The organism is Desemzia sp. AGC72, from assembly GCF_057334175.1.
In genome coordinates this window covers 26475-50358 of sequence record NZ_JBHFIG010000013.1, presented here as the reverse complement: position 1 = coordinate 50358, position 23884 = coordinate 26475, and the positions used below count along the sequence as shown (strand labels likewise).

The following is a 23884-nucleotide window of genomic DNA, read 5'->3' as shown; positions in this document are numbered from 1 at the left end:
ATAATATGAAATGAAGTTATGGAAGTGGACGGATTTTAAAAGAATATTATTTTCATAGCTTTGAAAACGGATAATAAAACTGGAGGTAAGAAATTATTATGGCTACATTTAACAAAAAAAGAGGTTTATTCTTAGGGGTTTGTGCATCATTTATTATTTTTGCAGCAGGTTGTGGAAATAACGAAGAAACAACTGAAAGCGAATCTAGTGCAGCAGAAGAAAGTACAGAAGTTGTTACTACTGCTTCAATCAGCAACAACCCAGCAGATGTGGTAGCTGGTTTGAGCCAAAATGGTACTTGGATTTATGCAATCACTGATGATGTTACAGTTGAAGAAGAAATCGTTGTAGCTGGAACTTTCCATGATGGCGGAGAAGATAGTGGAGATGTTTACCGTAAATTAGCTTTGTATGCACAAGATGATGATCGCAATGTTACTGATGAGTTCACATTGACTGCACCTAAAATGATTGTAGAATCACCAAACTTCAGAATCCAAAATGGTACTTTTGTTGGAGACGTAGAAGTTAAAGCTGAAGGTTTTGAATTAGCTGAAGCTACCATTGAAGGAAACGTAACTTTTGAATCTCAAGAATTATTGGATTCTGCAAAAATGGATGAAGGTACAGTAACTGGAGAAGTAACTGTGGCTGAATAATCTGAAATTTAGAATGAGTATCCTGCCTTTAGCAAGAAAGGCAGGATACTTTTTTATCGAAAATATTTTGAGCCAATTATGAATCATAGTCAAGGAGCGTGGATTGAATGAAATCAAAAGATGTTTTATTACTGTTAACGGATGATTGGGCAGATTGGGAAGCTGCTCAAGCTATAGCAGAAATCAATTCTGTGCCTCAATACACAGTAAAAACCATTGCAGTGGATAAAGAACCAAAAGTTTCTATTGGAGGATTGAGAGCTGAAATTGATTTTTTAATAGCAGAGTACATAGATTTTGGTAATTTGGCCATGGTGATTTTACCTGGAGGATTTTCTTGGCATAAAAATCGTCATAAAGAAATAGCAGCTTTTATACAGCAGGCCACGAAGTCTGATATTCCTATAGCCGCTATTTGTGGAGCAACCGTTTTCCTTGGCAGCCATGGCTTTTTGGATAAAGTAAACCATACGGGCGACAGTAAAGATTTTTTCAAAGAATATACTGAATACCAAGGGGAAGATCGGTTTTTGGAAGCTCAAGCGGTACGTGACGGAAATATAATAACAGCCAATGAAACAGCTGCTCTTGAATTTGCTTATGAAATCTATAAGCTCTTGGAGATCGACACGGCGGAAGCTATCGAAGACTGGTACGATAATTTTAAACATGGTTTCGTTCGGTAGACAAAAGGAAAATATTCAATGTCTTATGCAGTTAAATAGATTATTGTTATAATAATGTTCAATACCAGTTTGAAGGAGATGAAGTGAATGGAAAAGGTTGCTTTAGCAGATGGATTTGAAATACCTATAGTAGGAACAGGAACAAATACTTATGGGAAAGAAAATAATCAATACAATGGGGAATTGAATGGAGATTTCAGTGCACTGGAATCAGCTATTGAAGCTGGATATCGATTGATTGATACAGCTATCTCTTATCGAAATGAATCAGGTGTTGGGAAAACAGTCGTAGAAAGCGGAATACCTCGCGAAAATTTTTACTTAACGACAAAGATCCCTTCTGACGATAGTTATATTGGATCAAAAGAATTAGTTGAACACACGATTTTAAACAGCCTAGAAAACTTACGAACAGATTACATTGATTTGTATTTGATTCACCATCCTATCGAATCTATTGAGAAATTGAAACATACTTGGGAAGTTTTGGAATCATTTGTGGATAAAGGGCAGATCAAATCCATTGGAGTATCGAATTTTACGATAGAAATGCTGGAAATGGTAAAAAGTTTTGCTCGTATCCAGCCTGCTGTCAATCAGATTCAATCCAATCCTCACATATGGAACGATGAAGTGATCGATTACATGAAAAATAATGATATCATTGCGGAAGCATGGGGGCCGTTAAGCAGGGTAACAGGCGAACAAAAAGCTCGTTTGGAACAAATCGGTGAGAACTATGGGAAAAATTGGGGACAAGTTCTACTCCGTTACCAAATCCAACGTGGAGTGGTTGTCATTCCAAAATCGCATAATAAAGAAAGACAACTGTCCAATCTAGATATCTTTGATTTTGACTTAACAGTCGAGGATACGGTGATCATTAAGTCGTTATAACCAAAAACCCTACACTCTTATGAAATGTAGGGTTTTACATATCTTCTTCAGCGATCCAATTCAGTACAGGTTCGTACCGATAAAGAGACAGCTCGATTTTTCCAGACTTAGTAAAAAGAATGCCTTCAGAAGATAACCGGTCTTTTTGAGAAAACAGTTTGTCTGCTAACGGAATTTCTCCTTTAGCATTAATGACTCTATGCCAAGGTAGTTGATGTTTACGGCTCATGGAATGCAAAACCCGCACCACTTGTCTGGCGCCGTGTGGATTGCCGGCAAGTGCAGCAATTTGGCCATATGTCATCACTTTTCCTGAGGGTATAGATTGGATAATAAAAATCACGCGTTCTGTAAATAGTGTCATAAAGAACCTCTTTTCTTGTAAGGTAAAACATTAAACTTATCCCTCAGCTGATAAAAGTGTAAAAAAAGCAGCTTAAAACGTTTATACTACTAGACGCTTCAAGCTGCTGAATAAAATTGATGATCAGAAAAAAGTATTCCTGAGTGTCCCTATTGATTGAATAGAAACTTCAATAGTGTCCCCAGAAGAAATCCAACTTGAGCCAGGAACATGCTCTCTAAAGTCGCTCATCATACCAAAACCACTTGTAACACCTTCAGGAGTACCGGTGAAAATCATATCTCCTGGAACCAAAGTCATATATTGTGAAAGCATACTGACGATATCCGCAGTGCAAAAAAGCATATTTTTTGTATTATTTCTTTGTCGAATATCACCATTTAGAGATAATTGGATATCTAAATGGTCGGGATCGACTTCATCTTTAGTGACCAGATAAGGCCCTACAGGTGCAAAATAATCGAGTGTTTTACCAACCATCTTATTCTGTGCAGCTTCTTGAATGTCACGCGAAGATAAATCATTTCCTATACTATAGCCTAAGATATGTTCAAAAGCTGTTTCTTTAGGAACGTTTTTTGCTTTTTTACCTATAACAATCACCAATTCTGCGCCATAATCATACTTTTCAGCAAATGTAGGTAATGGGATGGTTTGATTATGAGCAGCTAGACTATTTTTGAATTTCCCGCCAAATGAAAGAGCAGTAGGGATATCTCCGTTTTGCTCAGAAGCGTGCATAAGGTAATTATAGTCTATCGTAATGATTTTGTCTGGATCCGTGTTGATTGGCAAAAAATAGATGTTTTCTTCATTGATATAAAAGTCAAATAATGCCTTATCTTGTACTGATTGAAGTAAAGCATTTAATTGATTCAATGCTTTGGGTACATCACTGAGCAATTTCTTCATAGAGTCGGCAGCTGGGAGACCAAGTTCTTTCGAAGCATTTTTTACATCCAGTATGCCTTGTTCTGTTTTGATTCCAATTCTTGAAATACTTTGTTTTTTGAAATGGACGATTCTCATAAAATCACCTTCTTGATATAAGTATAAAGCACTTGTTGACAGATTTCAAAATTGCTTATTTTTTCACAAAATAAAGATGCGCTTTTATTTTTCTACTGATGTAACGATTCTCTATGTAATAAAGTACTGCTCCCAAAGTACATGAAACGATCAAATCCAATAAAAAGTAATACTCCGGCCATTCAAAGTAATGTGCACTGATAAGATAACAAACACTGAAAAATACAGCAACTAAGGTCATTCTCTTAGTGTAAGAGCGTTTTTTGTCAAAAAATACCATACTCCTAAAGATGAAGCAAAAAACAACGAGAAACCAGCAGATAAAGGTAGCTGGGAAACTCCCAGTAATAGAATGAAGATTCATAAAAGAGATTAACAATAAAGTTGCCACCCAACATATTCAAAGGGGTGGTCTTGCGGCTGAACCAGTAGTGTAGAGGTAGTATAAAATTTCTTGAATCATAATAGAGATATAGTACCCTCCAAAACCTCCGCATCCAATCAAATAGAAGAATAAAGATCGTTCGTCAGGTATTACTATAGCTTGCAAAGCATAAACCATTAATACAATAGGTAAAAGACGATAAAATTTTTTCAACAGCATATTTTTAAAGAAGTAAATTTACTTTGAAACTCTCTTAAACAGCGACTAAGCTGCAACTTTTGGATTTTTCGTAAAGTAACGTTATAATAGAATAGAGTTAAGAAATTTTCGTTCATTTAATACATTGAGAGAGATAAAGGCTAAGCTGTATCAAATAATTTTGCAGTGAAAAAAATTAGGAGGATATATATGAATATTGGTATACCAACAGAGATCAAAAATAATGAAAAACGAGTATCATTTTCTCCATCTGGAGTTAAAGCACTCGTGTCAGCAGGGCATAAAGTTTTAGTTGAACAAGGTGCAGGAGAAACAGCTGGTTTCTTAGACGAACAATACATTGAATCAGGTGCAACCATTGTTCCTACTGCTTCGGAAGTATGGTCGGCTGATATGGTCATTAAAGTCAAAGAACCTCTAAAAGAAGAGTTCGATTATTTGCGTGATGGGTTGATTCTGTTCACTTACTTGCACTTGGCAGCAAATAAAGAATTAACAGAAGTATTGGCAGAAAAAGGGGTAACAGCTATCGGGTATGAAACAATGGTAGGTCAAGACGGATCTTTGCCTTTGTTAACACCAATGAGCCAAATTGCCGGTAGAATGTCTATCCAAATTGGAGCACATTATCTGGAAAACAGTAACGGTGGCAAAGGAATCTTACTAGGTGGTACTCCGGGAGTCCGTTCTGGAAAAGTTGTGATCATTGGCGGAGGTGTATCTGGTACTAATGCGGCTAAAATTGCTGTAGGTATGGGAGCAACTGTGGTCGTTTTAGACAATAACCCTACTAGACTGAGCGAGCTAGGTGAATTGTTCGGCAACTCAATCCAAACAGTCATGTCTAATGAGTACAATATTGAAGAAGAGTTGAAAACAGCTGATTTAGTAATTGGTGCTGTATTGATTCCAGGAGCCAAAGCTCCTCAATTGGTCAGTGAAAAAATGGTGAAACAAATGACTCCGGGATCCGTTATTGTAGATATCAGCGTGGACCAAGGTGGTATTATTGAAACTGCAGATAGAGTAACTACTTTGGCAGATCCTGTTTATGAAAAATACGGAGTACTTCACTATGCAGTAGCCAATATTCCGGGAAGTGTAGCTAAAACTGCTACTCAAGCTCTGACAAATGTCACGACTCCTTATGCAGTAGCAATAGCCAACAAAGGTATCGTTGAAGCAGCTAAAGAAAATTCTACGATTTATACTGGAATCAACGTGATGAATAACAGAGTAACGCACAAAGAAGTGGCTGAATCATTAGAAGTTGATTTTGTATCAGCAAGCAGACTATTTTAATTAATCTCCTATATAGAAATCGAAAAGAGGATCAAGATCATTATGTCAAAAAGAAATAAAAAAAGCGAAGTCGTGATTAAAGAAACAAACAGAAATACTGAAGACTTTACAGAATTAGAATTGCTTGTAGGTAATGAAAAAATAGGAACTATCCAACAAGAGAAAGAACAAGCAATTACAACGATCAATAAAAACGGCAACAAAGCAAAAGCTAAAAACATTGATGAAGCTATCAATAATCTAATAATGGATTACAACTTACACTATATGTAAAAAGAGATTTGATAATGTAATGTGTGTGGAGTAATCCTAATACAAGGATGTGGATTTCTATGGATGCAGATACGGTAGAATACCTTCCGTTCAAACAACGGATGATTAAATTGTTCAGTGTTATAAAAGATAACTGGAGCAGAGCTAATGTTTCTTCTCAAGCAGGAGAGCTGGCCTATTTCTCGTTGTTGTCTTTATTCCCCATCTTATTGGTTATTGCTAATGTGATACCGTTGTTTCCAATTGACGTGAATGCAATATTATCGTATTTAGAAACGGCCGTTCCACCAGATATCTTTAATGTCATTGAACCTATACTAAGAGGGTATTTAAGCAGTTCCAGTGGGGGAGTTATTTCCATCGGGTTGGTGACTGCATTATGGTCAGCAAGCAAAGCCTTCAATTCTTTGCAAAATATTTTAAACGAGGTTTATGCGGTAGAACCAAGAAAGAATTTTATTTTGGTTCGTTTAGTTTCGATATTAATTCAATTAGCAATCGTATTTATCGTAGGAGTCATCATATTTGCTTTTGTATTTGGTGGAATCCTCATGGAATTTGTAGAGGGATTGGTGAACATCGATCTAGGGTTTATTAAGCAGATTCTCCAATTGCGTTGGTTGATTCTGTTGATCGTTCTTTTGGCTTTGTTTACTGCAGTATACTTCCTAGTACCAAACCATCATTTAGGAATCAAATACGCTGTTCCAGGCGCTATATTTGCTACTATTGGCTGGCTGATCCTATCGCAAGGGTTCTCAATCTACTTGCAATTTGCTGGAGGAGACGCGGTTGCTAATGCAACATTTGGAATTTTCATTATTTTGATGCTTTGGCTCTACTTGGCCGCTATGATTCTTTTACTAGGTGGTTTAATAAACACGATTTACTTTGAATATAAAAATGGCAAGAGTGTACAAAAAGCTATTGAAAAAGAAGATGAAGAAAATTCCGAAGATGGTAAGAAGAAAAAATTGCCCAAACAACGTAAAAAATTGGTTAAAGTAAAAGAAGTACAAAATCAATAAGAGTAAAGGGAGCAAGGATGAAAATCATTGCTCTCTTTTAAGTTGTACGCTCATATTTCGAAAGAGGTAAATTTAGTAAAAGTGAGTTTTCCATGACTATGTGTCAAACTTTATGTCATTTTTACTAAGAAATAGGAACAATCCTTTTTTTTAGCCGCTTTTTCTTATATAATAGTTGAAGCTTAAAGAATGTGGAAAAGCTATATTTCATTTGAGTGCAAGGAGATAAGTGAAAAAAATATGAGTGAAAAAAAAGAATCTAGAATAGATTATGGGATAGTGCTGTCTATACTTCTGTTGGCTATTATTAGTATAGCAACCATGTTTTCAACTATTTCATTGATTGGTAATGGTGGTCTTCGTGCAACAATCATGCATGTCGCTTGGTATGTAGTAGGTGCTGTAGCTATCATCGTAATTATGCAGTTTGATTCAGAGCAACTTTGGAAAATCACTCCCTATGCTTATGGGCTGGGGTTACTCTTGCTGATTTTAGTCCTCTTTTTCTATGATGAACCCACTTTCTTAAGGACTGGGGCGCGTAGTTGGTTTAAATTAGGACCGTTGACCTTTCAACCGTCAGAGGTTATGAAAATAGCCTTTATTTTAATGTTGGCAAGAACTGTTACACAGCACAATGCGGCTTTTTTAAATCATAATGTAAGATCCGACTTTATCTTATTAGGGAAAATCGCCTTAGTATCAGCTCCACCAATGCTGATGGTATTGCTGCAAAATGACTTGGGAACAACCTTGGTTTTTATTGCTATCGTAATCGGGCTAGTGTTAATGTCAGGAGTCACTTGGAAAATATTGATTCCGTTGTTTAGTTCTGTTGCAACGATAGGAACTACTTTACTGCTGTTGGTTGTTTATAATCGCAAGTTTTTGTATAACTTAGGATTCCAAGATTACCAATTTTCTCGTATCGATTCTTGGCTGGATCCTTACCACGATACTCAAGGAGCAGCTTATCAATTGCTGCAAAGTATCAAAGCAATCGGTTCAGGGAAAGTGTTTGGTAAAGGATTCGGGGTTTCAGAAGTATATGTCCCCGTAAGAGAGTCAGATATGATTTTCTCAACGATCGGTGAAAACTTTGGATTTATCGGTGGTGCAGTGTTGATTTTGATTTACTTTATGTTAGTGTATCAAATGATTCGCGTATGCTTGGACACGAAAAATATTTTCTATACGTATATTTCAACGGGTGTTATCATGATGATCGTATTCCACGTATTTGAAAATGTTGGTATGAGTATTGGGCTGTTGCCTTTGACAGGTATTCCATTGCCATTTATATCTCAAGGTGGATCGGCACTATTGGGTAATATGATGGGAGTAGGTTTGATCATGTCCATGAGATACCACTATAAGAGTTACATGTTCTCAGAAGAGGACGAAGAATTTAGATAAGTCCTTTCACTTTGAAAATATCAGCGTTATACTAGTAAAGAAGAAAAGAGCTGGAGGAGATTTTTTGTTAAAGTTTTATTGCATTCCTACTTGTTCAACATGCAAAGCAGCCAAAAAGTGGCTAATGCAGCACCAGATTGGATTTGAGGAAATCAATTTAAAAACAGATCCTCCTGCTAAAGCAGAAGTGATGGAAATATTTGAGCAGACTGAATTACCAATGAAACGTTTTTTCAATACGAGCGGTATGGTATATAAAGAAAAAGGTTTAAAAGATAGTTTTTCATATTTATCTCAAGAAGAAGCTGCAGAGTTGTTGTCTACAGAAGGTATGCTGGTAAAGCGTCCTTTAATTATCGCTGATTCAGGCGTAATCATAGGATTTAAAGAAGAAAATTATCAAGCATTGTTGTAACAGAGAAGGAGACTTGTGCATATGGCAATCGAAATAAGATATAGTTCAAATGGTTTATGGGTAGCGAAAAATGGCGAACATTACCGTATCGGCTTGTCAGAAAAAGGTCAAGATGATCTTGGAGAAGTTATGTTTGCAGATGTACCTAAAGACATCAAAACATTAAAAGCCGGCGAATCTTTGTTAGGTGTCGAAGGAGCAAAAGCTGTTACTGAATTAGAATCTCCATTAAGCGGAGAAGTGGTTCAATTCAACGAAGTATTGATGAACAGTCCTGAAAGCTTGAACAGTGAAGACCAACAAAAAAATTGGATCGTTGAGCTGGCAAATGTTGACAGCAGTGAATTTGAAAAGTTAGAAACTGAAGTACAATTTTAAAAATAAAAAAATGATTTGACAGACTTCACCCAGACTGATAAACTAAGTTTCAAGATTAATAAGAATATTTTGCTATGAGAAGAAGAGTAAATTTTGGCTGACAATTCTAGAGAGCTCCGGTTGCTGAAAAGGAGTATTGAAAGCAAAGTTGAAGATGGTCTTTGAGCAGAATGAGTGAATGCTTCGGCACAAGCTTGTTCCGGGAACTCCCGATACAGAGTCACAGTATAAGAGTCAGCAATGGGCTCCGTACTGGCTAAGGTTCATTCAGTGATGGATGAATAAATTAAGGTGGTAACACGAAACGACAACTTTCGTCCTTTATTTGAGTAATTAACTTGAATAGTGGGCGGAAGTTTTTTTATTGTATTTAAAAAGAAGTGAGGAAGAATGGAGAGCAGATAAAATGATTAAATTATCTAATGTGATCAAAAGTTTCGATACGAAACAAGGGACCTTAACTGCTGTAGACAATGTAAATCTCTCCATTGAGAGTGGAGAAATTTACGGAATCATTGGATACTCCGGTGCTGGTAAAAGTACATTGGTCCGTATGTTCAATGGGCTGGAAAAACCTACTGAAGGTGAAGTATCTTTAGGAGACAGCGTCATTTCAAAGTTAACTGGTAAAGCTTTAAGAGAAAAAAGACAAAAAATAGGAATGATTTTTCAACATTTCAACTTACTATGGTCTAGAACCGTATTAGAAAATATCTTACTTCCTTTGGAGATAGCAAAAGTCCCTAAAAAAGAGCAGCTTGAAAAAGCGAATGAATTGATTCGATTAGTAGGATTAGAAGGAAGAGAAGATGCTTATCCGGCTGAACTATCTGGAGGTCAAAAGCAACGTGTAGGTATCGCCCGGGCTTTAGCGAATGAGCCGACGTTGCTGTTGTGTGATGAGGCAACAAGTGCGTTAGATCCACAAACAACTGACGAAGTATTGGATTTGCTGTTAGAAATCAATAAGCGATTGAACTTGACGATCGTCATGATCACTCACGAGATGCATGTTGTGCGAAAAATTTGCCATAAAGTAGCGGTAATGGAAAAAGGGAAAATCGTTGAAGAAGGAAACGTTTTGGATGTTTTCAAACGACCACAACAAGAAATCACTAAGCGATTTATCCGCCAAGATACTGATCCAGAAAGCGAAGAGACTAATATCGTATTGGCTCAAGTATTTAAAGATTATCCAGATGGCAAATTACTTCATTTAACGTTCAATGCTGAGAACTCGAAACAACCTGTCTTAAGCCAATTGATTCGTCATCATGATATCGAGTTGAATGTCATTCAAGGAAGCATCCAACAAACGCAATCTGGTTCCCTTGGCTCTTTATATGTCCAAGTGACTGGGAACTCAACGGAAATCAGTGCAGTGTTAGAGGATCTAACTAAAATGAATGTAGAAGCTGAGGTGATCGAACATGTTTAAATCCCTGATAATAGGAGAAGGCATTCTTTCTCAGTACGTTGATTTCGAGGAAGTTAATTGGGAAAGAATACAAGAAGCAACTCAAGAAACCATACTGATGACGGCTATATCTGTAGCAGCAGTTTTTATTTTAGGTCTGGCAATAGGGCTATTATTGTATGAAACAGCTAGAAAAAAAGGAACGTTCACAAGAGTTCTGCACCTCATTGTCAGTATACTGGTAAATGTGTTCAGATCGGTTCCGTTCATTATTTTGATTGTACTATTGATTCCCTTCACTAAACAATTGGTTGGTTCAATTATTGGACCAGTAGCGGCTTTACCGGCCTTGATTGTTTCTTCCGCGCCATTTTACGGACGTTTAGTAGAAACAGGGTTTAGAGAGATCGACAAAGGGGTCATCGAAGCTGCTGAAGCAATGGGAGCCAGCAAATGGCAAATTATTTATAAGATTTTGATACCTGAAAGCTTGCCTTCCATTATTGCCGGAATCACAACTACAGCTATCTCACTAGTGGGATATACAGCTATGGCAGGGGTTATTGGAGCAGGTGGGTTAGGAAATCTAGCCTATTTGGAAGGATTCCAAAGAAGTCAGCCGACAGTAACATTAGTTGCGACAGTCATCGTCTTGATCATAGTATTTCTGATTCAAGGCATCGGAGAACGAGTAGTCGACCGAGTAGACAAACGATAAGATAAAAGGTTTATATTAAAATAGGGTTTAACTATTAAAAAAATCATTAGGGGGATTTTAATTATGAAGAAATCAATTTTTATCAAATCATTGGCAACAGTAGGAGCAGCTCTTTTATTAGCTGCATGTGGAAACAGCGAGAATGCTGAGAACGAGTCTAACGGCAACACGGAAGAAACAACAATCAAAATTGGAGCCAGCAACACACCGCATGCGGAGATATTAGAATTTGCAGCTCCTATCTTAGAAGAAGAGGGCGTTAAGCTGGATATCAGCACTTATAATGATTATGTTGTGCCTAACGTAGCGTTAGATGAAGGCGATTTGGATGCAAACTACTTCCAACATGTTCCTTTCTTTGAAGCTGCTGTAGCTGAAAATGATTATGATTTTGTCAATGCTGGTGGGATTCATTTGGAACCAATCGGTCTATTCTCTCAAGAATATACTGACTTATCCGAATTGCCAGATGGAGCTACAGTTCTTGTCAGCAGCAACCAATCTGACTGGGGTCGTATCATTGCTATTTTCCAAGAAGCTGGATTAGTCAGTGTAGATGAAGGAACAGATTTAACAACTGCAACTTTTGATGATATAACAGAAAATCCAAAGAACTTAGTCTTTGAATATGAGAATGATCCTGCTCTAATGCCAACTCTTTATACACAAGGTGAAGGAGATGTTGTAGCTATCAACTCCAACTTTGCAGTAGATCAAGGATTAAACCCATTAGAAGATTCAATTGCTTTAGAAAGTGAAAGTTCGCCTTATGCAAATATCATTGCAGTAAGAAGTGAAGATAAAGACAATGAAGCTATCACGAAATTGGTAGAAGTCTTAAGATCTCAAGAAGTTCAAGACTACATTCTTGAAACTTGGGATGGAGCAGTAGTTCCTGTAACGGAATAAAAAGAGATATACCGATAGAAAAGAAGAAATAGGGTCATCAACCGTGCTTAAAGGCCGGTGATGACCCTATCTTTATTGTTAAAAAGAGGAATAGAGGATTTCACTCACAAGAATGTCTCTGTTTGGTTAAGTCCTGTGAGACAGAGGCACCCTCACTCACAAGAACGATCCAATCCAGTTAAGACTTGTTAGTTAAAAAAACTTTTCTCTACGATTATAATAAACAAACATTGACACGCAAAAAAGCGTTGATTGCAAAAATAGCAATCAACGCTTTTTAGTATAATACATTCTTTTAACTCTTCATTATTCTGCAGCTGTTCCAGAAAACTGGCTGTTATACAAGTTAGCATAGAAACCGCCTTGTTCCAACAATGAATCATGTGTTCCTTGTTCAATAATAGAACCTTGATCCATGACCAAAATCAAATCTGCATTACGGATAGTAGACAAACGGTGAGCAATGACAAAACTTGTTCGGCCTTCCATCACTTTATCCATCGCTTCTTGAATCAGTTTCTCTAAACGAGTATCAACAGAACTTGTTGCTTCATCTAGAATCAAAATATCAGGATCAGACAAAACAGTTCGAGCGATCGTCATCAATTGTTTTTGTCCCAAGGAGATGTTGCTGGCCTCTTGATTGATTTCCATGCCGTAACCGTTTGGCAAAGTCTGGATGAAGTGGTTCACATTGGCAATTTCAGCTGCATGGATGACTTCCTCATCGGTAGCTTCTAGCTTCCCAAAGCGCAGATTTTCCATAACAGAGTCTTGATATAACCAAGCATCTTGTAAAACCATTCCAAAGTGTTTGCGTAGATCAGAGCGGGTAATTTTTTTGATATCAACGCCATCAACTTTGATACTTCCGCCATCAACATCGTAGAAACGCATCAACAGGTTGACCAGTGTAGTTTTACCTGCACCGGTTGGACCAACGATTGCAACCATTTCACCAGGATTAACGCGAACACTGATGTCTTTCATCAATGGATTTTTAGGATTGTAACTGAAAGAGATGTGATCAAATTCAACTGAACCCTTAACTTTTTCCGGCAGCTCAGTCGTTACCATACCTTGAACTTCTTCTGATTCATCTAAGAATTCAAAAATACGACCAGCAGCAGCTCCGGCACTTTGCATGATACCTGATAGCTGAGCAATGGTTGTAATAGGCTGGTTCACTTGCCATACATACTGAACGAAAGCTTGCAAGTTACCGATCGTCAAAGCGCCATTGAAAGCGAAGTAGCTTCCGACCATAGCTACAATGATGTAAGCAAAGTTTGAAATCAAACCTACAATAGGAGCTAAGAGAGAAGAAATGAAACTAGCTTTGAATCCTTGATCGCGCAAGTTTAAGTTGCGGCGTTTGAACTCTATGATAGAATCTTCTTCTTTTCCGTACAATTTGATTTCAGTAAATCCATTCAAGTTCTCTTGAGTGAATCCAAACAAATCTCCTAAAGCATCTGCTTGACCACGGAAAGAATTTTGAGAAGCCGAAATGATGATGCGTGCAACTATGATAGCCAAAGGAATAGTCAATATAACTACAAAGGCTAACGGAATGTTCAACGTCACCATCATTACAATAGCGAACGAGATCGATAAGAGACCATTCAGCACTTGTACTAGTGATTGTTGCAAAGCATTCGTAATAGCGTCCACGTCGCTTGTAACACGGCTTAGAATATCACCGATTTGGTGTTTGTCAAAATAAGAAACTGGCAGACGATTGATTTTAGAAGAAATGTCATTTCTTAAATCACGCATACCTTGCTGAACTACATTCGTTAAAGTATATTGGGCAAGGTATTGACCGCCGTGGAAAAACATTCCTCGAACGAAATAAAGGATCAATATTTGTGTTAAATAAGGATAATTCATCTCTGCGCCTTCAACACCACGTAATATATCTGCGAAGTTTTTAGTGATTTCAGTAATAGCCAAACCAATAATAAATGGTTCTAAAGCATTTGCTATAGAAGAAACTACGGTTCCAAATATAGATAAGAAAAATTGGCCTTTATAATTTTTAAGGTAGACCCATAAACGAGCTATTTGTTTTAAACCTTTCATTGGTTCAACTCCTCCTCACTCAACTGAGATGATGCAATTTCACGATAAAGAGGACTTGTTTGCAATAGTTCTTTATGAGTACCTTTTGCAGCGATTTCTCCTTCATCCAGTAAAATGATTTGATCTGCATTCATGATAGAGCTGACGCGTTGTCCAACAATAATCGTTGTTGCATGTTGTGTGACCAAACTTAATTGATTTCTCAAAATAGCATCTGTTTGGAAGTCTAAAGCTGAGAAGCTATCATCGAAAATATAAATACTTGGTTTACGTATGATCGAGCGGGCAATAGACAAACGTTGTTTTTGTCCACCAGATAAATTGCTTCCGCCTTCTGATAAAACTGTTTCGTAATGGTTTTTCAAACGTTCAATAAATTCTTTTGATTGAGAAACAGATGAAGCTTCCTCGATTTCGCTGCGTGTGGCATCCCAATTTCCATATTTAAGGTTTTCTGTGATCGTACCAGTAAACAATAAAGCTTTTTGAGGGGTGTAGCCGATCTTACGGCGAAGTGCTTTCAAGTTGTATTCACGAATATCTACGCCGTCTACCAAAATACGACCCTCAGTGACATCGTAAAAACGTGGAATCAATTGAACGATTGAAGATTTTCCGCTACCAGTTGATCCAATAAAAGCAATGGTTTCGCCAGGTTTAGACGCAAAGCTTATATTTTTCAATACAGGTTTATCTGCGTCAGGATACTGGAAGCTGACATTCTCAAAAGTGATGTAGCCTTCTGTGTCTGTTGATCTTACGCCTTGTTCATTTGGATCAATAGAGCTTTGTTTTTCCAATACTTCTTTTAACCGGTTCGCACTAACCGAAGCTCTAGGGTACATGATGAAAATATTCGCAAATAATAATAGAGAGAATAAGGCATGAAAAGCATACTCAATGAAAGCTACTAGAACTCCGACTTGAATAGTACCTTCAGCAATTTGACGAGCGCCTAGCCAGACAATTGATATGATTACTATATTGATGATCAAAGAGAATCCAGGTTGTGTCAAAGCGACTAATTTGAATAAGCGAGACGACACTTTTCTGTAGTCATTGTTTGTATCCCCAAAACGATTTTCTTGAAAGTCTTCACGGTTAAACGCACGAATAACGCGCAGACCCGTCAGGCTTTCTCTTAAAATGCGGTTGATGTTATCTAAAAGAGATTGTTGTGTTTTAGATAATGGCTGAGTTGCACGAGCAATAACAAAAATCAATAAGACGATGACAGGGATTGCTGGAAGAACAGCTACGGCTAAGTTAGGACTTGTTCGTATGATTAAAACTCCACTCATCACTAACATCAAAGGAGTGATGACTCCTAAACGTAGGATCATTTCTGTAAATTGGAGAATGACGAACGCATCGGTAGTGATTCGGGTACCTAAAGAAGAAACCCCGATTTCATTGTATTCAGCATGAGAGAATTTCATCATACTGGTATAAGTATCATTTCTGATGTCCATTGTCATCGTACTAACGACTTTACTGGATGCATAAGAATTGACGACTCTGCCTGCAAAACCGAAGATCGTTAGCAGGAGCATAAAAAACGCATAACGCCAAATCAAGCCGCTATCTCCTGGAATGATTGCATTGTCAATCATTTGTGCCAGCAAAGTAGGAAGACCTAAGTTGATCAAGATAAATCCAAAAGCTCCGATAGTATTAATAATCAATAACTTAGGATGCTTCCGCAGGTATTGCCAAATAAATTTCATATATACGCTCCTTACTATAGAATATTTTTATTATATGGCGCTTTGAAAGGAAAAACGCCAAAAGAAACGGCCTAATGCGGATGCACTAGGCTCAATAATACAATTTTAAATTTTAATGTATAAAAAAGCAATTGTTTTTCGCTTATTTACGAAGGTAAATAAGTGAAAAAAGGCTAAATGTTCACTTATAGATTGAAAAGACTAGAATAGAGAGGCTGTTAGACCGTCCACTTAGCGTAATCGTCATCTTCCATAGATTCCACCATACCTACTAAATAGCCGTTCCCAACTTGGGAGAAGAAATCATGGTTGGAAGTTCCTGTAGAAATCCCATTCATAATGACCGGATCTACATCATCTGCAGAATCCGGGAATAAAGGATCAAACCCTAAGTTTTGTAAAGCTTTATTAGCATTGTAACGCAAGAAGACTTTCACACGTTCTGTCCAGCCGATTTCATCATAAAGGTATTGAGTGTACTTTACTTCATTTTGGTAAAGGGTGAAGAGCAATTCATACGTCCAATTTTTCAGACTTTCTTGCTCGTCCTCCGGTAATTGGTTATATGCGATCTGGAATTTGTATCCAATGTAAGTACCGTGGACAGATTCATCACGCAAGATCAACTTGATGATCTCAGCTACGTTAGGCATTTTGTTGTTTCCCAAATAATGAAGAGGAGCAAAAAAACCTGAATAGAATAAGAAGGATTCTAACAAAACACTTGCAACTTTTCGCTGTAATTCCGTTCCGTTTTGATAAATATCGTTTAAGACAGTTGCTTTTTTCTGCAGCATGTCATTTGTATTCGTCCATTGAAAAATTTCTTCAATTTCTGATTTTGTATTTAAGGTACTGAAAATAGCACTGTAGCTTTTAGCGTGCATAGATTCCATGAATTGGATGTTATTGTATACAGCTTCTTCATGTTGAGTACGAATCGAGTCTTTTAAAGAAGCGACTCCATCTTGCGATTGAAGAGTATCCAGCAAAGTAAGCCCGCCAAAAACTTTTCCCATCATATCTTTTTCTTCTTTAGGAAGGTTGTACCAATCATTCAAATCATTTGATACAGGGATACGCGTATCTGTCCAAAACTGTTCAACCAGTTTTTCCCAAGTCAGCTTGTCGATCATATCCTCAATTTTATTCCAATTTATGGCATGATATTGTTCTGTCATCGAATCAAAAACTCCTTACTTTCAAATTTATATGGTCAAGGTGTGAATGGCTGTATTTTTAATATAAAGAGAATGAAGGTTTGACCTCTGCATCCTTTTAGTAGAGCTGAGAAAGCCAGAGATTTTGGAAAAAAGATGGAAAATTTTGTGGTTGAAAAGCACCACAATAATTTCCCTCTATTTTTCTTTCATCTCTTTCAGGCTTTCTCCGCATCCTTTAGTAGAGCTTCGTGAGCCGGCAATATTGCAAAAAAGATAAAATCATTTTCGTTTTTGAGGACAAAAAGCGTCCTCTAAAATGAAAATAGATTTTTCTGTCGGAGCTAAGCGAGGCACTTCACTTACTTTTTATATCGTACAGCTTTCACATTGGTTTGAGCCGATTTCTTCTGAGTTTTCTGTAAATGTTCTTACGTAGTAAATGGATTTGACGCCTTTTTTCCACGCGTAGTGTCTTAAGATGTTTAAATCGCGTGTGGTTTGTTTATTTGTACGGCCGTTTTTCCATTCGTATAAGCCTTCAGGTATTTCAGAACGTAAGAACAGGGTCAAGCTCATTCCTTGATCAATGTGTTTTTGTGCTGCTGCATAGACATCAATGACTTTACGCATATCGATATCGTACGCTGATTTGTAATAAGGCAACGTTTCATTTGATAGATATGGAGCAGGGTAGTAGGTTTTACCCGTTTTCTTCTCTTGACGTTCTTCAATCAGACGAGTGATTGGGTGCAAGCTGGAAGATGTTTCATTTACATAGCTGATCGAACCTGTCGGCGCTACAGCCAGACGGTTTTGGTGGTACAATCCGCCAGTCATGATTGAAGCTTTCAGAGCAGCCCAGTCATCTTTTGTTGGAACAGCAATGCCGTCGAATAAGCGACGAACTTTCTCGTTTTCAAATACAAAATCTGCTGCAGTGTATTTGTTGAAATATTCGCCAGTAGCGTATTTTGATTTCTCAAAGTTATGGAAAGAAGTGTTGCGCTCCATAGCGATACGGTTGCTTGATTTCAACGTGTAGAAGTTCAACAGCATGAAGTAAGCATCTGTGAATTCAACAGACTCTGGAGAACCGTACTCGATTTGGTTTAATGCCAAATAGGTATGCAAGCCCATAGCTCCTAAACCAATCGTGTGGTATTGATCGTTTCCATTTTTGATAGAAGGTACAGCATTAATACTTGATTGATCCGTAACAGTTGTCAACGCACGTACCATAGCATCAACTGATTTGCTGAAATCAGGAGACTTCATTAGGTTTACAATATTTGTTGAACCCAAGTTGCAGCTGATATCTGTTCCTAGTGTTTCATAAGTCTGGTCATTATTGATTAGCGAAGGTTCTTGTATTTGCAAGATTTCACTGCATAAGTTACTCATCGTAATTGTTCCATAGATTGGGTTTTCACGGTTAGCTGTATCAATGTTGATAATGTAAGGATATCCTGACTCTTGTTGTAATTTAGAAATTTCATTTTCTAAATCACGAGCACGAATTTTAGATTTGCGAACTTCTTCGTTATTGACAAGATTGTCGTATTCCGCCGTGATATCTACATAAGAGAAAGGTCTGCCATAAATACGTTCTACATCATACGGGCTGAACAAGTACATTTGTTCATCATGAGCACATAATTCATAAAACTTATCCGGTACAGTTAGACCAAGAGAAAGTGTCTTCACACGAACTTTTTCATCGGCGTTTTCTTTTTTAGTTGATAAGAATGAAACGATGTCTGGGTGGAATACATTCAAGTAAACTGCTCCAGCACCATTACGTTGACCTAATTGGTTAGAATAGCTGAAGCTGTCTTCCAATAATTTCATAACTGGGACTACACCGCTTGAAGCATTCTCGATTTTCTTGATGGGATCTCCAGCAGCACGCAAGTTGGATAGGTTTACTCCAACTCCACCACCGATACGAGACAATTGCAACGCACTGTTAACAACTCGTCCGATACTGTTCATATCATCTGTTGCTTGGATTAAGAAACAAGAGACTAATTCTCCGCGACGTTTACGTCCAGCATTCAAGAAAGTAGGCGTAGCCGGTTGATAACGTTGATTGATGATCTCATCTGCAATCGTCCAAGCTAAATCTTTATCGCCATCTGCCAAGTATAATGCGTTAAATACGATACGATCTTCATAACGTTCCAAGAATCTCTTGCCATCATTTGTTTTCAATGCGTATTGTGTGTAGAACTTATAAGCAGACATGAAAGAACGGAAGCGAAACTTACGATTGTAAATTTCATTGAATAAGTTCTTGATAAATTCTCTGTCGTATTGGTTTAAAAATTCTTTTTCGATATAATCATTTTCTACCAAGTAGTTTAACTTTTCATCTAATGTATAAAAGAAAACAGTATTGGGATTCACATATTCTAAAAAGTAAGCACGGACTGCTTCACGATCTTTGTGCAATGGAATAGATCCATCAACAGGTCGATTCAATTCATTGTTTAATTTAAAATAAGTGACCTCATTGGGTTTTGTTGCTAATTTAGGCTTTTCCAAGGTCGTTCACCGCTTTCTTTAATTTTTTTACATCTTCGTCATTCCCTTGAAATTCAAAGGTATGTAGTAAGGGTACCTCATATTCTTTTGCAAGATCTTTCGCTGTAAAAACAAACAATTGTCCAAAGTTTAAGTTCCCACCGCCAGCGACTCCTTTAAAGTACTGTTTGTTATCAGCTGTTTCAATAAAATCGTATAAGATTTCTGTAGCTTCTCTTTCATAGGTCGGCGCAACAATGATAAATGGCTCATTAATAGTGATAAATGGATTTGTCGAAGAAATCTCCAACAAATCCATGTCTAGTTTGTGCACAAATTTTCTCGTTTGGCCGGTCAAGGAAATATAAACTACTTTCATACTAACTGATCTAATAAATCAGGGCGGAATCCATTAAATGCTTCTTCTCCATCAGCAAGGATAACGGGAACGGAACTGAATCCTAGTTGTTGTACTTCAGCCAAAGCTTGCTCAGATTCAAAAATATCTTTTATTTCGTAAGTAACACCTTTATCATCCAAGTATTTTTTGGTAAAATTACATTGCATGCAATTCGGTTTTGAGTAAATGACGATTGTTTTATTAGCCATAGTACATTCTCCTTTTCGCTTCTAAATGATATCATTATTCTACACTTGTTTATAGCGAGTTGCAATTGGAAAACACTATATTTCGATTAGAAAAAACTTACAAACACAACATATAGTGTTTTAACAAGGTTTTGGCCGCTTTTTATTTTTTAAAAAAAAGATCTCCGACCGGACGTCCAGTCGGAGTTTTTTTGCGTTTTTTTTAAAAACATTTTTAGGGTTAGCTTACAAAGCTGGTGCCATGCTTTTTTTGACGCGACTCACAAAATCAGTAAATAATTGCTGCATTTTTTCATCTGTGTGAATCATTAATTCGGGATGCCATTGAACGGCTACAATTTTTGTAGAAGGATCTTTAGCTTCAAATCCTTCAATTAATTTATCCTTACTCCAAGCAACAGCTTCAAAAGGCTCAGCCAATTCTTTGATAGCTTGATGATGATAAGAATTAACGACATAAGCAGATCCAAAAACTTTCGCTAAACGACTGTCTGGATCCAAAGTTATCGTATGAGCTCCATTATGATATTGTGTGTGTTGGATGTGTTGAACCGTTAAATCAGCATATGAAGTTGAAAGATCTTGATATAATGTACCACCGTAAGCCACATTTAACAACTGCAATCCTCGACAAACACCTAAAATAGGTTTTTGTTGTTTGACGGCTTCTTTAATCAATGCTATCTCAAAAGTATCTCGTAACGGACTCGTCATCCCTAAAGCAGGAATCGGTTCTTCACCATATAGAAGAGGGGACACATCTTGTCCTCCTGCCAGCAACAATCCATCAATATGAGAAATATAAGTTATAGCATCTTTTGGGTCTCCTAGAGGAATCACGTGAGGTAATCCATATGCTGCGATAGTAGCCTCAACAAAACCTTGAGGGGTATAGGTGATCGGAAGACCTTCAAAATTTGGAGAATGTTGAGTCAGAATATTTCCAGGTATGCCAATAATCGGTTTCATAAAAACACTTCCTTTCCAAAAAAACATCTATCCCTTTAGCTTAGAACTTATTTTACAGGAAAGTAGACATAAAAGGTAGTTCTTATTGTAGAATAAATAGTTGTAAAACTTATTCATATCTTCATTAATCAGAAAAGGAGCTTCTTTATGACAGAATACATGTACATTGCCTCCACTGTTCCTTTGAATCTAGAAACAACAACTAAGAAAAGAAATGACTATCTATCAAACGAATTTTTGTTGGCTTTTAAAGAAATGTTTCATTTTGAAGAAAATGTGAGTGAAGACACTGGAGTCCGTTTCAATTATAGTGTACATTTTCCATTTAAAACGCTGCCGTATCAAGCAGCTGCATTGGCCATAGATATGCCTTCATTTGATAAATGTGATAATCAAGCATATAAATACAAAAGTCGCTTAAAAGGGTTAGAAGTTTATATCCATGAATGGATTAAAGAAGGGTGCCATCAGTTAGCCGTTCTCTATAGTCTAAACAATTACGAAAATGAACCACTAAAATCAAAAGAAATCATTTTCCTGAGTGATGTGAAATACCAAGACTTATATTATGCTGACAATAGATTGATTCTCATAACAAACTAATCTGGCCTGAGCTTTATTCATTTGAAAAAAGTGTTGTTCTATTATACTGGAGTAGAGAAGGAACAGGAGGGACAGCGCATGAAAAAGATGATTAAAGGAAAGAAGAATAATGCTATCTCAGTAGAGGATATAGGGGAAGGGAAACCGCTAGTATTCTTGCATGGCTGGCCGTTTGATCATCGAATGTTTGAATACCAATACAACTACTTTTTACCCAGAGGTTACCGCATCATAGGAGTCGATTTGCGCGGATTTGGGGATTCAGACCTTATTATTGATGATTACAGCTACAATGGTCTGGCAGATGATGTTAAATCCGTGATTGAAGAATTGCAACTTGAAGAAACTATCTTAGTAGGGTTTTCGATGGGCGCAGCAGTAGCAGTGCGATATATGGCTCGTCATCAAGGGTATGGTGTACAGAAATTGATTTTGATCAGTGCAGCAGCACCGAAGTTTGTTAAAAGACCCTACTACTTAACAGGGTGGAAAACAGCGGATATCACTCAAGTCATAGAGCAAATCCAAGTAAATCGACCTAAAATGATCCAAGACTTTGTTAAGCAGTTATTTCACGAAAAGCCTTATGCCGTCTATAGAGATTGGCTGATCAATATAGCATTAAAAGCATCTTCGTACGGGACTTTGCTTTCTGCGATCATGATACGAGAAGAAGACTTAAGCAAGGATTTGGAAAAGATTCCTGTGTCTACACTAATTTGCCATGGGGAAAAAGACCAAATCTGCTCCTATCAATTGACAGAGGAAATGTCGCAATTGATTCCGCAAAATCTCGTGGTGCCTTTTAAAAAAAGCGGGCACGCTATCTTTCATGACGAAACGGATAAACTAAACCGAACGATGGTGATGTTCGCACAAAAATAAGGATGCTATAAGACGATTTAAAAACGCTTGCATTGGAGTAGGCTCTAAGGAGTATACTAATGATATAGACATGAAAAGGGGAGATAAGATAATGGAATACGTTAAATTTGGAAACACCGGGATGGACGTTTCGCGGATTTGTTTGGGGTGTATGAGCTTTGGTGATCCAGAAAAATGGCTGCACAAATGGGCTTTGAAAGAGCAAGATAGTCGCCCAATCATCAAAAAAGCCTTAGACCTAGGTATCAATTTTTTTGATACAGCAAATGTCTATTCATTAGGAACAAGTGAAGAAATTTTAGGACGAGCTTTAAAAGATTATGCTAAACGTGAAGAAGTGGTAGTAGCTACTAAAGTGCATGGAAAGATGCATGACGGTCCCAACGGATCAGGCTTGTCTCGCAAATCTATCATGGCTGAAATCGATAATAGTTTGAAACGTTTAGATATGGATTATGTAGATTTATATATTATCCACCGTTGGGATTACAATACACCTATAGAAGAAACGATAGAAGCTTTGCATGATGTAGTGAAATCAGGGAAAGCTCGATATATAGGAGCTTCGGCAATGCACGCTTTCCAATTTCAAAAAGCATTGCATGTAGCAGAAAAGAATAATTGGACTCGTTTTGTTTCTATGCAAAATCATTACAATATGATTTACCGTGAAGAAGAAAGAGAAATGATGCCCTTATGCCGAGAAGAAAAAATTGCTGTCACGCCCTACAGTCCGCTAGCTTCGGGTCGTTTGACGAGAGCTTGGTCTGAATCGACCAAGCGTCTAGAGACAGATAAAATAGCCATGAGCAAGTATGATTCAACAGCTGATCAAGATCGCAGAATCGTAGAACGTTTAACAGAAGTAGCTGAAAACAGAGGTGTACCTCGAGTAGAGATTGCTATGGCTTGGTTGCTGCAAAAAGATCCAGTCGTCTCACCAATTGTAGGAGCAACAAAAATGAGTCAATTAGAAGGACCTATGAATGCGTTGAATCTCCAATTGACAGCCAACGAAGTAACGTATCTTGAAGAGCCTTATGTGCCTCACTCTATAGTAGGGTTTAACTAATTTGGGTTTAATCTTGACTATGAGCAGGTTCTTCAACGAAGAAATACCTGTTGTATATCTGTATCGAGTTAAAGTCCTCTTCTACAAGTTGTTCTCTTTCACTATATTTGCTGAATAAAGTATACTTATTAATGAATAAAGTGTACGGTTTTC

At 37.4% G+C, this 23884-nt stretch carries 24 protein-coding genes and 1 other annotated feature; of the genes, 15 read left to right on the top strand and 9 right to left on the bottom strand.

Annotated elements, in window-relative coordinates; all coding sequences use genetic code 11:
- Positions 1 to 98 precede the first annotated feature (98 nt).
- From ACE025_RS06565 to ACE025_RS06555, 3 genes are all read left to right on the top strand, one after another.
- On the top strand, positions 99 to 659 hold the full coding sequence (locus ACE025_RS06565; RefSeq protein ID WP_485938679.1) for a polymer-forming cytoskeletal protein: 561 nt from the start codon (positions 99 to 101) through the stop codon (positions 657 to 659).
- A gap of 107 nt (positions 660 to 766) precedes the next feature.
- Positions 767 to 1345, top strand: coding sequence for a type 1 glutamine amidotransferase family protein (locus tag ACE025_RS06560; RefSeq protein WP_485938677.1), 579 nt, complete (start codon positions 767 to 769; stop codon positions 1343 to 1345).
- A gap of 87 nt (positions 1346 to 1432) precedes the next feature.
- Entirely contained in the window at positions 1433 to 2242 is an 810-nt protein-coding gene (locus tag ACE025_RS06555; protein WP_485938675.1) for an aldo/keto reductase family protein, read from the top strand.
- A gap of 34 nt (positions 2243 to 2276) precedes the next feature.
- Here the strand turns inward: ACE025_RS06555 and ACE025_RS06550 are convergent, their stop codons facing one another.
- Positions 2277 to 2606 carry an MGMT family protein gene (locus ACE025_RS06550; protein ID WP_485938673.1) on the bottom strand — a complete coding sequence of 110 codons (330 nt, stop codon included), beginning with the start codon at positions 2604 to 2606 and terminating at the stop codon, positions 2277 to 2279.
- Positions 2607 to 2729: 123 nt separating this feature from the next.
- Positions 2730 to 3635, bottom strand: coding sequence for a fumarylacetoacetate hydrolase family protein (locus ACE025_RS06545; RefSeq protein ID WP_485938671.1), 906 nt, complete (start codon positions 3633 to 3635; stop codon positions 2730 to 2732).
- A gap of 793 nt (positions 3636 to 4428) precedes the next feature.
- Here ACE025_RS06545 and ald point away from each other — a divergent pair.
- The 9 genes from ald (at position 4429) to ACE025_RS06500 (ending at position 12095) form a co-directional block, all read left to right on the top strand.
- Positions 4429 to 5541: an alanine dehydrogenase gene (gene ald, locus ACE025_RS06540; RefSeq protein WP_485938669.1), complete on the top strand. Its 1113-nt coding sequence runs from the start codon at positions 4429 to 4431 to the stop codon at positions 5539 to 5541.
- 42 nt (positions 5542 to 5583) lie between these two features.
- Positions 5584 to 5814, top strand: coding sequence for a DUF2969 family protein (locus tag ACE025_RS06535; protein WP_485938667.1), 231 nt, complete (start codon positions 5584 to 5586; stop codon positions 5812 to 5814).
- 59 nt (positions 5815 to 5873) lie between these two features.
- The gene (locus ACE025_RS06530) at positions 5874 to 6842 is read left to right on the top strand and encodes a YihY/virulence factor BrkB family protein (RefSeq protein ID WP_485938665.1); all 969 of its coding nucleotides are present in this window, start codon (positions 5874 to 5876) and stop codon (positions 6840 to 6842) included.
- A 240-nt stretch (positions 6843 to 7082) separates the two neighbouring features.
- Entirely contained in the window at positions 7083 to 8258 is a 1176-nt protein-coding gene (locus ACE025_RS06525; protein WP_485938663.1) for an FtsW/RodA/SpoVE family cell cycle protein, read from the top strand.
- 64 nt (positions 8259 to 8322) lie between these two features.
- Complete coding sequence (locus ACE025_RS06520; protein ID WP_485938661.1) at positions 8323 to 8673, top strand: Spx/MgsR family RNA polymerase-binding regulatory protein; 351 nt, start codon at positions 8323 to 8325, stop codon at positions 8671 to 8673.
- A 21-nt stretch (positions 8674 to 8694) separates the two neighbouring features.
- Complete coding sequence (locus ACE025_RS06515; protein ID WP_485938659.1) at positions 8695 to 9051, top strand: glycine cleavage system H family protein; 357 nt, start codon at positions 8695 to 8697, stop codon at positions 9049 to 9051.
- 65 nt (positions 9052 to 9116) lie between these two features.
- Positions 9117 to 9376: a binding site (T-box leader), on the top strand.
- 81 nt (positions 9377 to 9457) lie between these two features.
- Positions 9458 to 10489, top strand: a complete 1032-nt coding sequence (locus ACE025_RS06510) for a methionine ABC transporter ATP-binding protein (protein WP_485938657.1) — start codon at positions 9458 to 9460, stop codon at positions 10487 to 10489.
- Positions 10482 to 11186 (top strand): methionine ABC transporter permease, encoded by a 705-nt coding sequence (locus tag ACE025_RS06505; RefSeq protein ID WP_485938655.1) that lies wholly within the window; start codon positions 10482 to 10484, stop codon positions 11184 to 11186. Before ACE025_RS06510 ends, ACE025_RS06505 begins: the two co-directional genes overlap by 8 nt.
- A 63-nt stretch (positions 11187 to 11249) precedes the next feature.
- On the top strand, positions 11250 to 12095 hold the full coding sequence (locus ACE025_RS06500; RefSeq protein ID WP_485938653.1) for a MetQ/NlpA family ABC transporter substrate-binding protein: 846 nt from the start codon (positions 11250 to 11252) through the stop codon (positions 12093 to 12095).
- A 306-nt stretch (positions 12096 to 12401) separates the two neighbouring features.
- Here ACE025_RS06500 and ACE025_RS06495 read toward each other — a convergent pair whose 3' ends face one another.
- From ACE025_RS06495 to ACE025_RS06465, 7 genes are all read right to left on the bottom strand, one after another.
- The gene (locus ACE025_RS06495) at positions 12402 to 14180 is read right to left on the bottom strand and encodes an ABC transporter ATP-binding protein (protein WP_485938651.1); all 1779 of its coding nucleotides are present in this window, start codon (positions 14178 to 14180) and stop codon (positions 12402 to 12404) included.
- On the bottom strand, positions 14177 to 15907 hold the full coding sequence (locus ACE025_RS06490; RefSeq protein ID WP_485938649.1) for an ABC transporter ATP-binding protein: 1731 nt from the start codon (positions 15905 to 15907) through the stop codon (positions 14177 to 14179). The genes ACE025_RS06495 and ACE025_RS06490 overlap by 4 nt, the downstream gene beginning before the upstream one ends.
- Positions 15908 to 16125: 218 nt before the next feature.
- Positions 16126 to 17088 (bottom strand): class 1b ribonucleoside-diphosphate reductase subunit beta, encoded by a 963-nt coding sequence (nrdF, locus tag ACE025_RS06485; protein WP_485938647.1) that lies wholly within the window; start codon positions 17086 to 17088, stop codon positions 16126 to 16128.
- Between the two features lie 348 nt (positions 17089 to 17436).
- Positions 17437 to 19614, bottom strand: a complete 2178-nt coding sequence (gene nrdE, locus ACE025_RS06480) for a class 1b ribonucleoside-diphosphate reductase subunit alpha (protein WP_485938645.1) — start codon at positions 19612 to 19614, stop codon at positions 17437 to 17439.
- Complete coding sequence (gene nrdI / locus ACE025_RS06475; RefSeq protein WP_485938643.1) at positions 19601 to 19972, bottom strand: class Ib ribonucleoside-diphosphate reductase assembly flavoprotein NrdI; 372 nt, start codon at positions 19970 to 19972, stop codon at positions 19601 to 19603. The genes nrdE and nrdI overlap by 14 nt, the downstream gene beginning before the upstream one ends.
- Positions 19969 to 20202 carry a glutaredoxin-like protein NrdH gene (nrdH, locus tag ACE025_RS06470; protein ID WP_230524512.1) on the bottom strand — a complete coding sequence of 78 codons (234 nt, stop codon included), beginning with the start codon at positions 20200 to 20202 and terminating at the stop codon, positions 19969 to 19971. Before nrdH ends, nrdI begins: the two co-directional genes overlap by 4 nt.
- Positions 20203 to 20427: 225 nt before the next feature.
- Positions 20428 to 21171, bottom strand: a complete 744-nt coding sequence (locus tag ACE025_RS06465) for a gamma-glutamyl-gamma-aminobutyrate hydrolase family protein (RefSeq protein WP_485938640.1) — start codon at positions 21169 to 21171, stop codon at positions 20428 to 20430.
- A 147-nt stretch (positions 21172 to 21318) separates the two neighbouring features.
- Here ACE025_RS06465 and ACE025_RS06460 point away from each other — a divergent pair, with 147 nt between their 5' ends.
- From ACE025_RS06460 to ACE025_RS06450, 3 genes are all read left to right on the top strand, one after another.
- Positions 21319 to 21774, top strand: coding sequence for a hypothetical protein (locus ACE025_RS06460; RefSeq protein WP_485938638.1), 456 nt, complete (start codon positions 21319 to 21321; stop codon positions 21772 to 21774).
- Positions 21775 to 21852: 78 nt separating this feature from the next.
- The gene (locus tag ACE025_RS06455) at positions 21853 to 22659 is read left to right on the top strand and encodes an alpha/beta fold hydrolase (protein ID WP_485938636.1); all 807 of its coding nucleotides are present in this window, start codon (positions 21853 to 21855) and stop codon (positions 22657 to 22659) included.
- Positions 22660 to 22750: 91 nt separating this feature from the next.
- Positions 22751 to 23731 carry an aldo/keto reductase gene (locus ACE025_RS06450; protein ID WP_485938634.1) on the top strand — a complete coding sequence of 327 codons (981 nt, stop codon included), beginning with the start codon at positions 22751 to 22753 and terminating at the stop codon, positions 23729 to 23731.
- The last annotated feature ends 153 nt before the right edge of the window (positions 23732 to 23884 follow it).

Bases quoted from the DNA above. Each gene is read 5' to 3' on its own strand.
- ACE025_RS06500 (WP_485938653.1), top strand. From the start codon at position 11,250: ATGAAGAAATCAATTTTTATCAAATCATTGGCAACAGTAGGAGCAGCT.
- ACE025_RS06525 (WP_485938663.1), top strand. From the start codon at position 7,083: ATGAGTGAAAAAAAAGAATCTAGAATAGATTATGGGATAGTGCTGTCT.
- ACE025_RS06565 (WP_485938679.1), top strand. From the start codon at position 99: ATGGCTACATTTAACAAAAAAAGAGGTTTATTCTTAGGGGTTTGTGCA.
- ACE025_RS06535 (WP_485938667.1), top strand. From the start codon at position 5,584: ATGTCAAAAAGAAATAAAAAAAGCGAAGTCGTGATTAAAGAAACAAAC.
- ACE025_RS06455 (WP_485938636.1), top strand. From the start codon at position 21,853: ATGAAAAAGATGATTAAAGGAAAGAAGAATAATGCTATCTCAGTAGAG.
- ACE025_RS06505 (WP_485938655.1), top strand. From the start codon at position 10,482: ATGTTTAAATCCCTGATAATAGGAGAAGGCATTCTTTCTCAGTACGTT.
- ald (WP_485938669.1), top strand. From the start codon at position 4,429: ATGAATATTGGTATACCAACAGAGATCAAAAATAATGAAAAACGAGTA.
- ACE025_RS06555 (WP_485938675.1), top strand. From the start codon at position 1,433: ATGGAAAAGGTTGCTTTAGCAGATGGATTTGAAATACCTATAGTAGGA.
- ACE025_RS06515 (WP_485938659.1), top strand. From the start codon at position 8,695: ATGGCAATCGAAATAAGATATAGTTCAAATGGTTTATGGGTAGCGAAA.
- ACE025_RS06495 (WP_485938651.1), bottom strand. From the start codon at position 14,180: ATGAAAGGTTTAAAACAAATAGCTCGTTTATGGGTCTACCTTAAAAAT.
- ACE025_RS06450 (WP_485938634.1), top strand. From the start codon at position 22,751: ATGGAATACGTTAAATTTGGAAACACCGGGATGGACGTTTCGCGGATT.
- ACE025_RS06560 (WP_485938677.1), top strand. From the start codon at position 767: ATGAAATCAAAAGATGTTTTATTACTGTTAACGGATGATTGGGCAGAT.
- ACE025_RS06545 (WP_485938671.1), bottom strand. From the start codon at position 3,635: ATGAGAATCGTCCATTTCAAAAAACAAAGTATTTCAAGAATTGGAATC.
- nrdF (WP_485938647.1), bottom strand. From the start codon at position 17,088: ATGACAGAACAATATCATGCCATAAATTGGAATAAAATTGAGGATATG.
- ACE025_RS06460 (WP_485938638.1), top strand. From the start codon at position 21,319: ATGACAGAATACATGTACATTGCCTCCACTGTTCCTTTGAATCTAGAA.
- ACE025_RS06550 (WP_485938673.1), bottom strand. From the start codon at position 2,606: ATGACACTATTTACAGAACGCGTGATTTTTATTATCCAATCTATACCC.
- nrdH (WP_230524512.1), bottom strand. From the start codon at position 20,202: ATGGCTAATAAAACAATCGTCATTTACTCAAAACCGAATTGCATGCAA.
- ACE025_RS06510 (WP_485938657.1), top strand. From the start codon at position 9,458: ATGATTAAATTATCTAATGTGATCAAAAGTTTCGATACGAAACAAGGG.
- nrdI (WP_485938643.1), bottom strand. From the start codon at position 19,972: ATGAAAGTAGTTTATATTTCCTTGACCGGCCAAACGAGAAAATTTGTG.
- ACE025_RS06530 (WP_485938665.1), top strand. From the start codon at position 5,874: ATGGATGCAGATACGGTAGAATACCTTCCGTTCAAACAACGGATGATT.
- ACE025_RS06490 (WP_485938649.1), bottom strand. From the start codon at position 15,907: ATGAAATTTATTTGGCAATACCTGCGGAAGCATCCTAAGTTATTGATT.
- ACE025_RS06465 (WP_485938640.1), bottom strand. From the start codon at position 21,171: ATGAAACCGATTATTGGCATACCTGGAAATATTCTGACTCAACATTCT.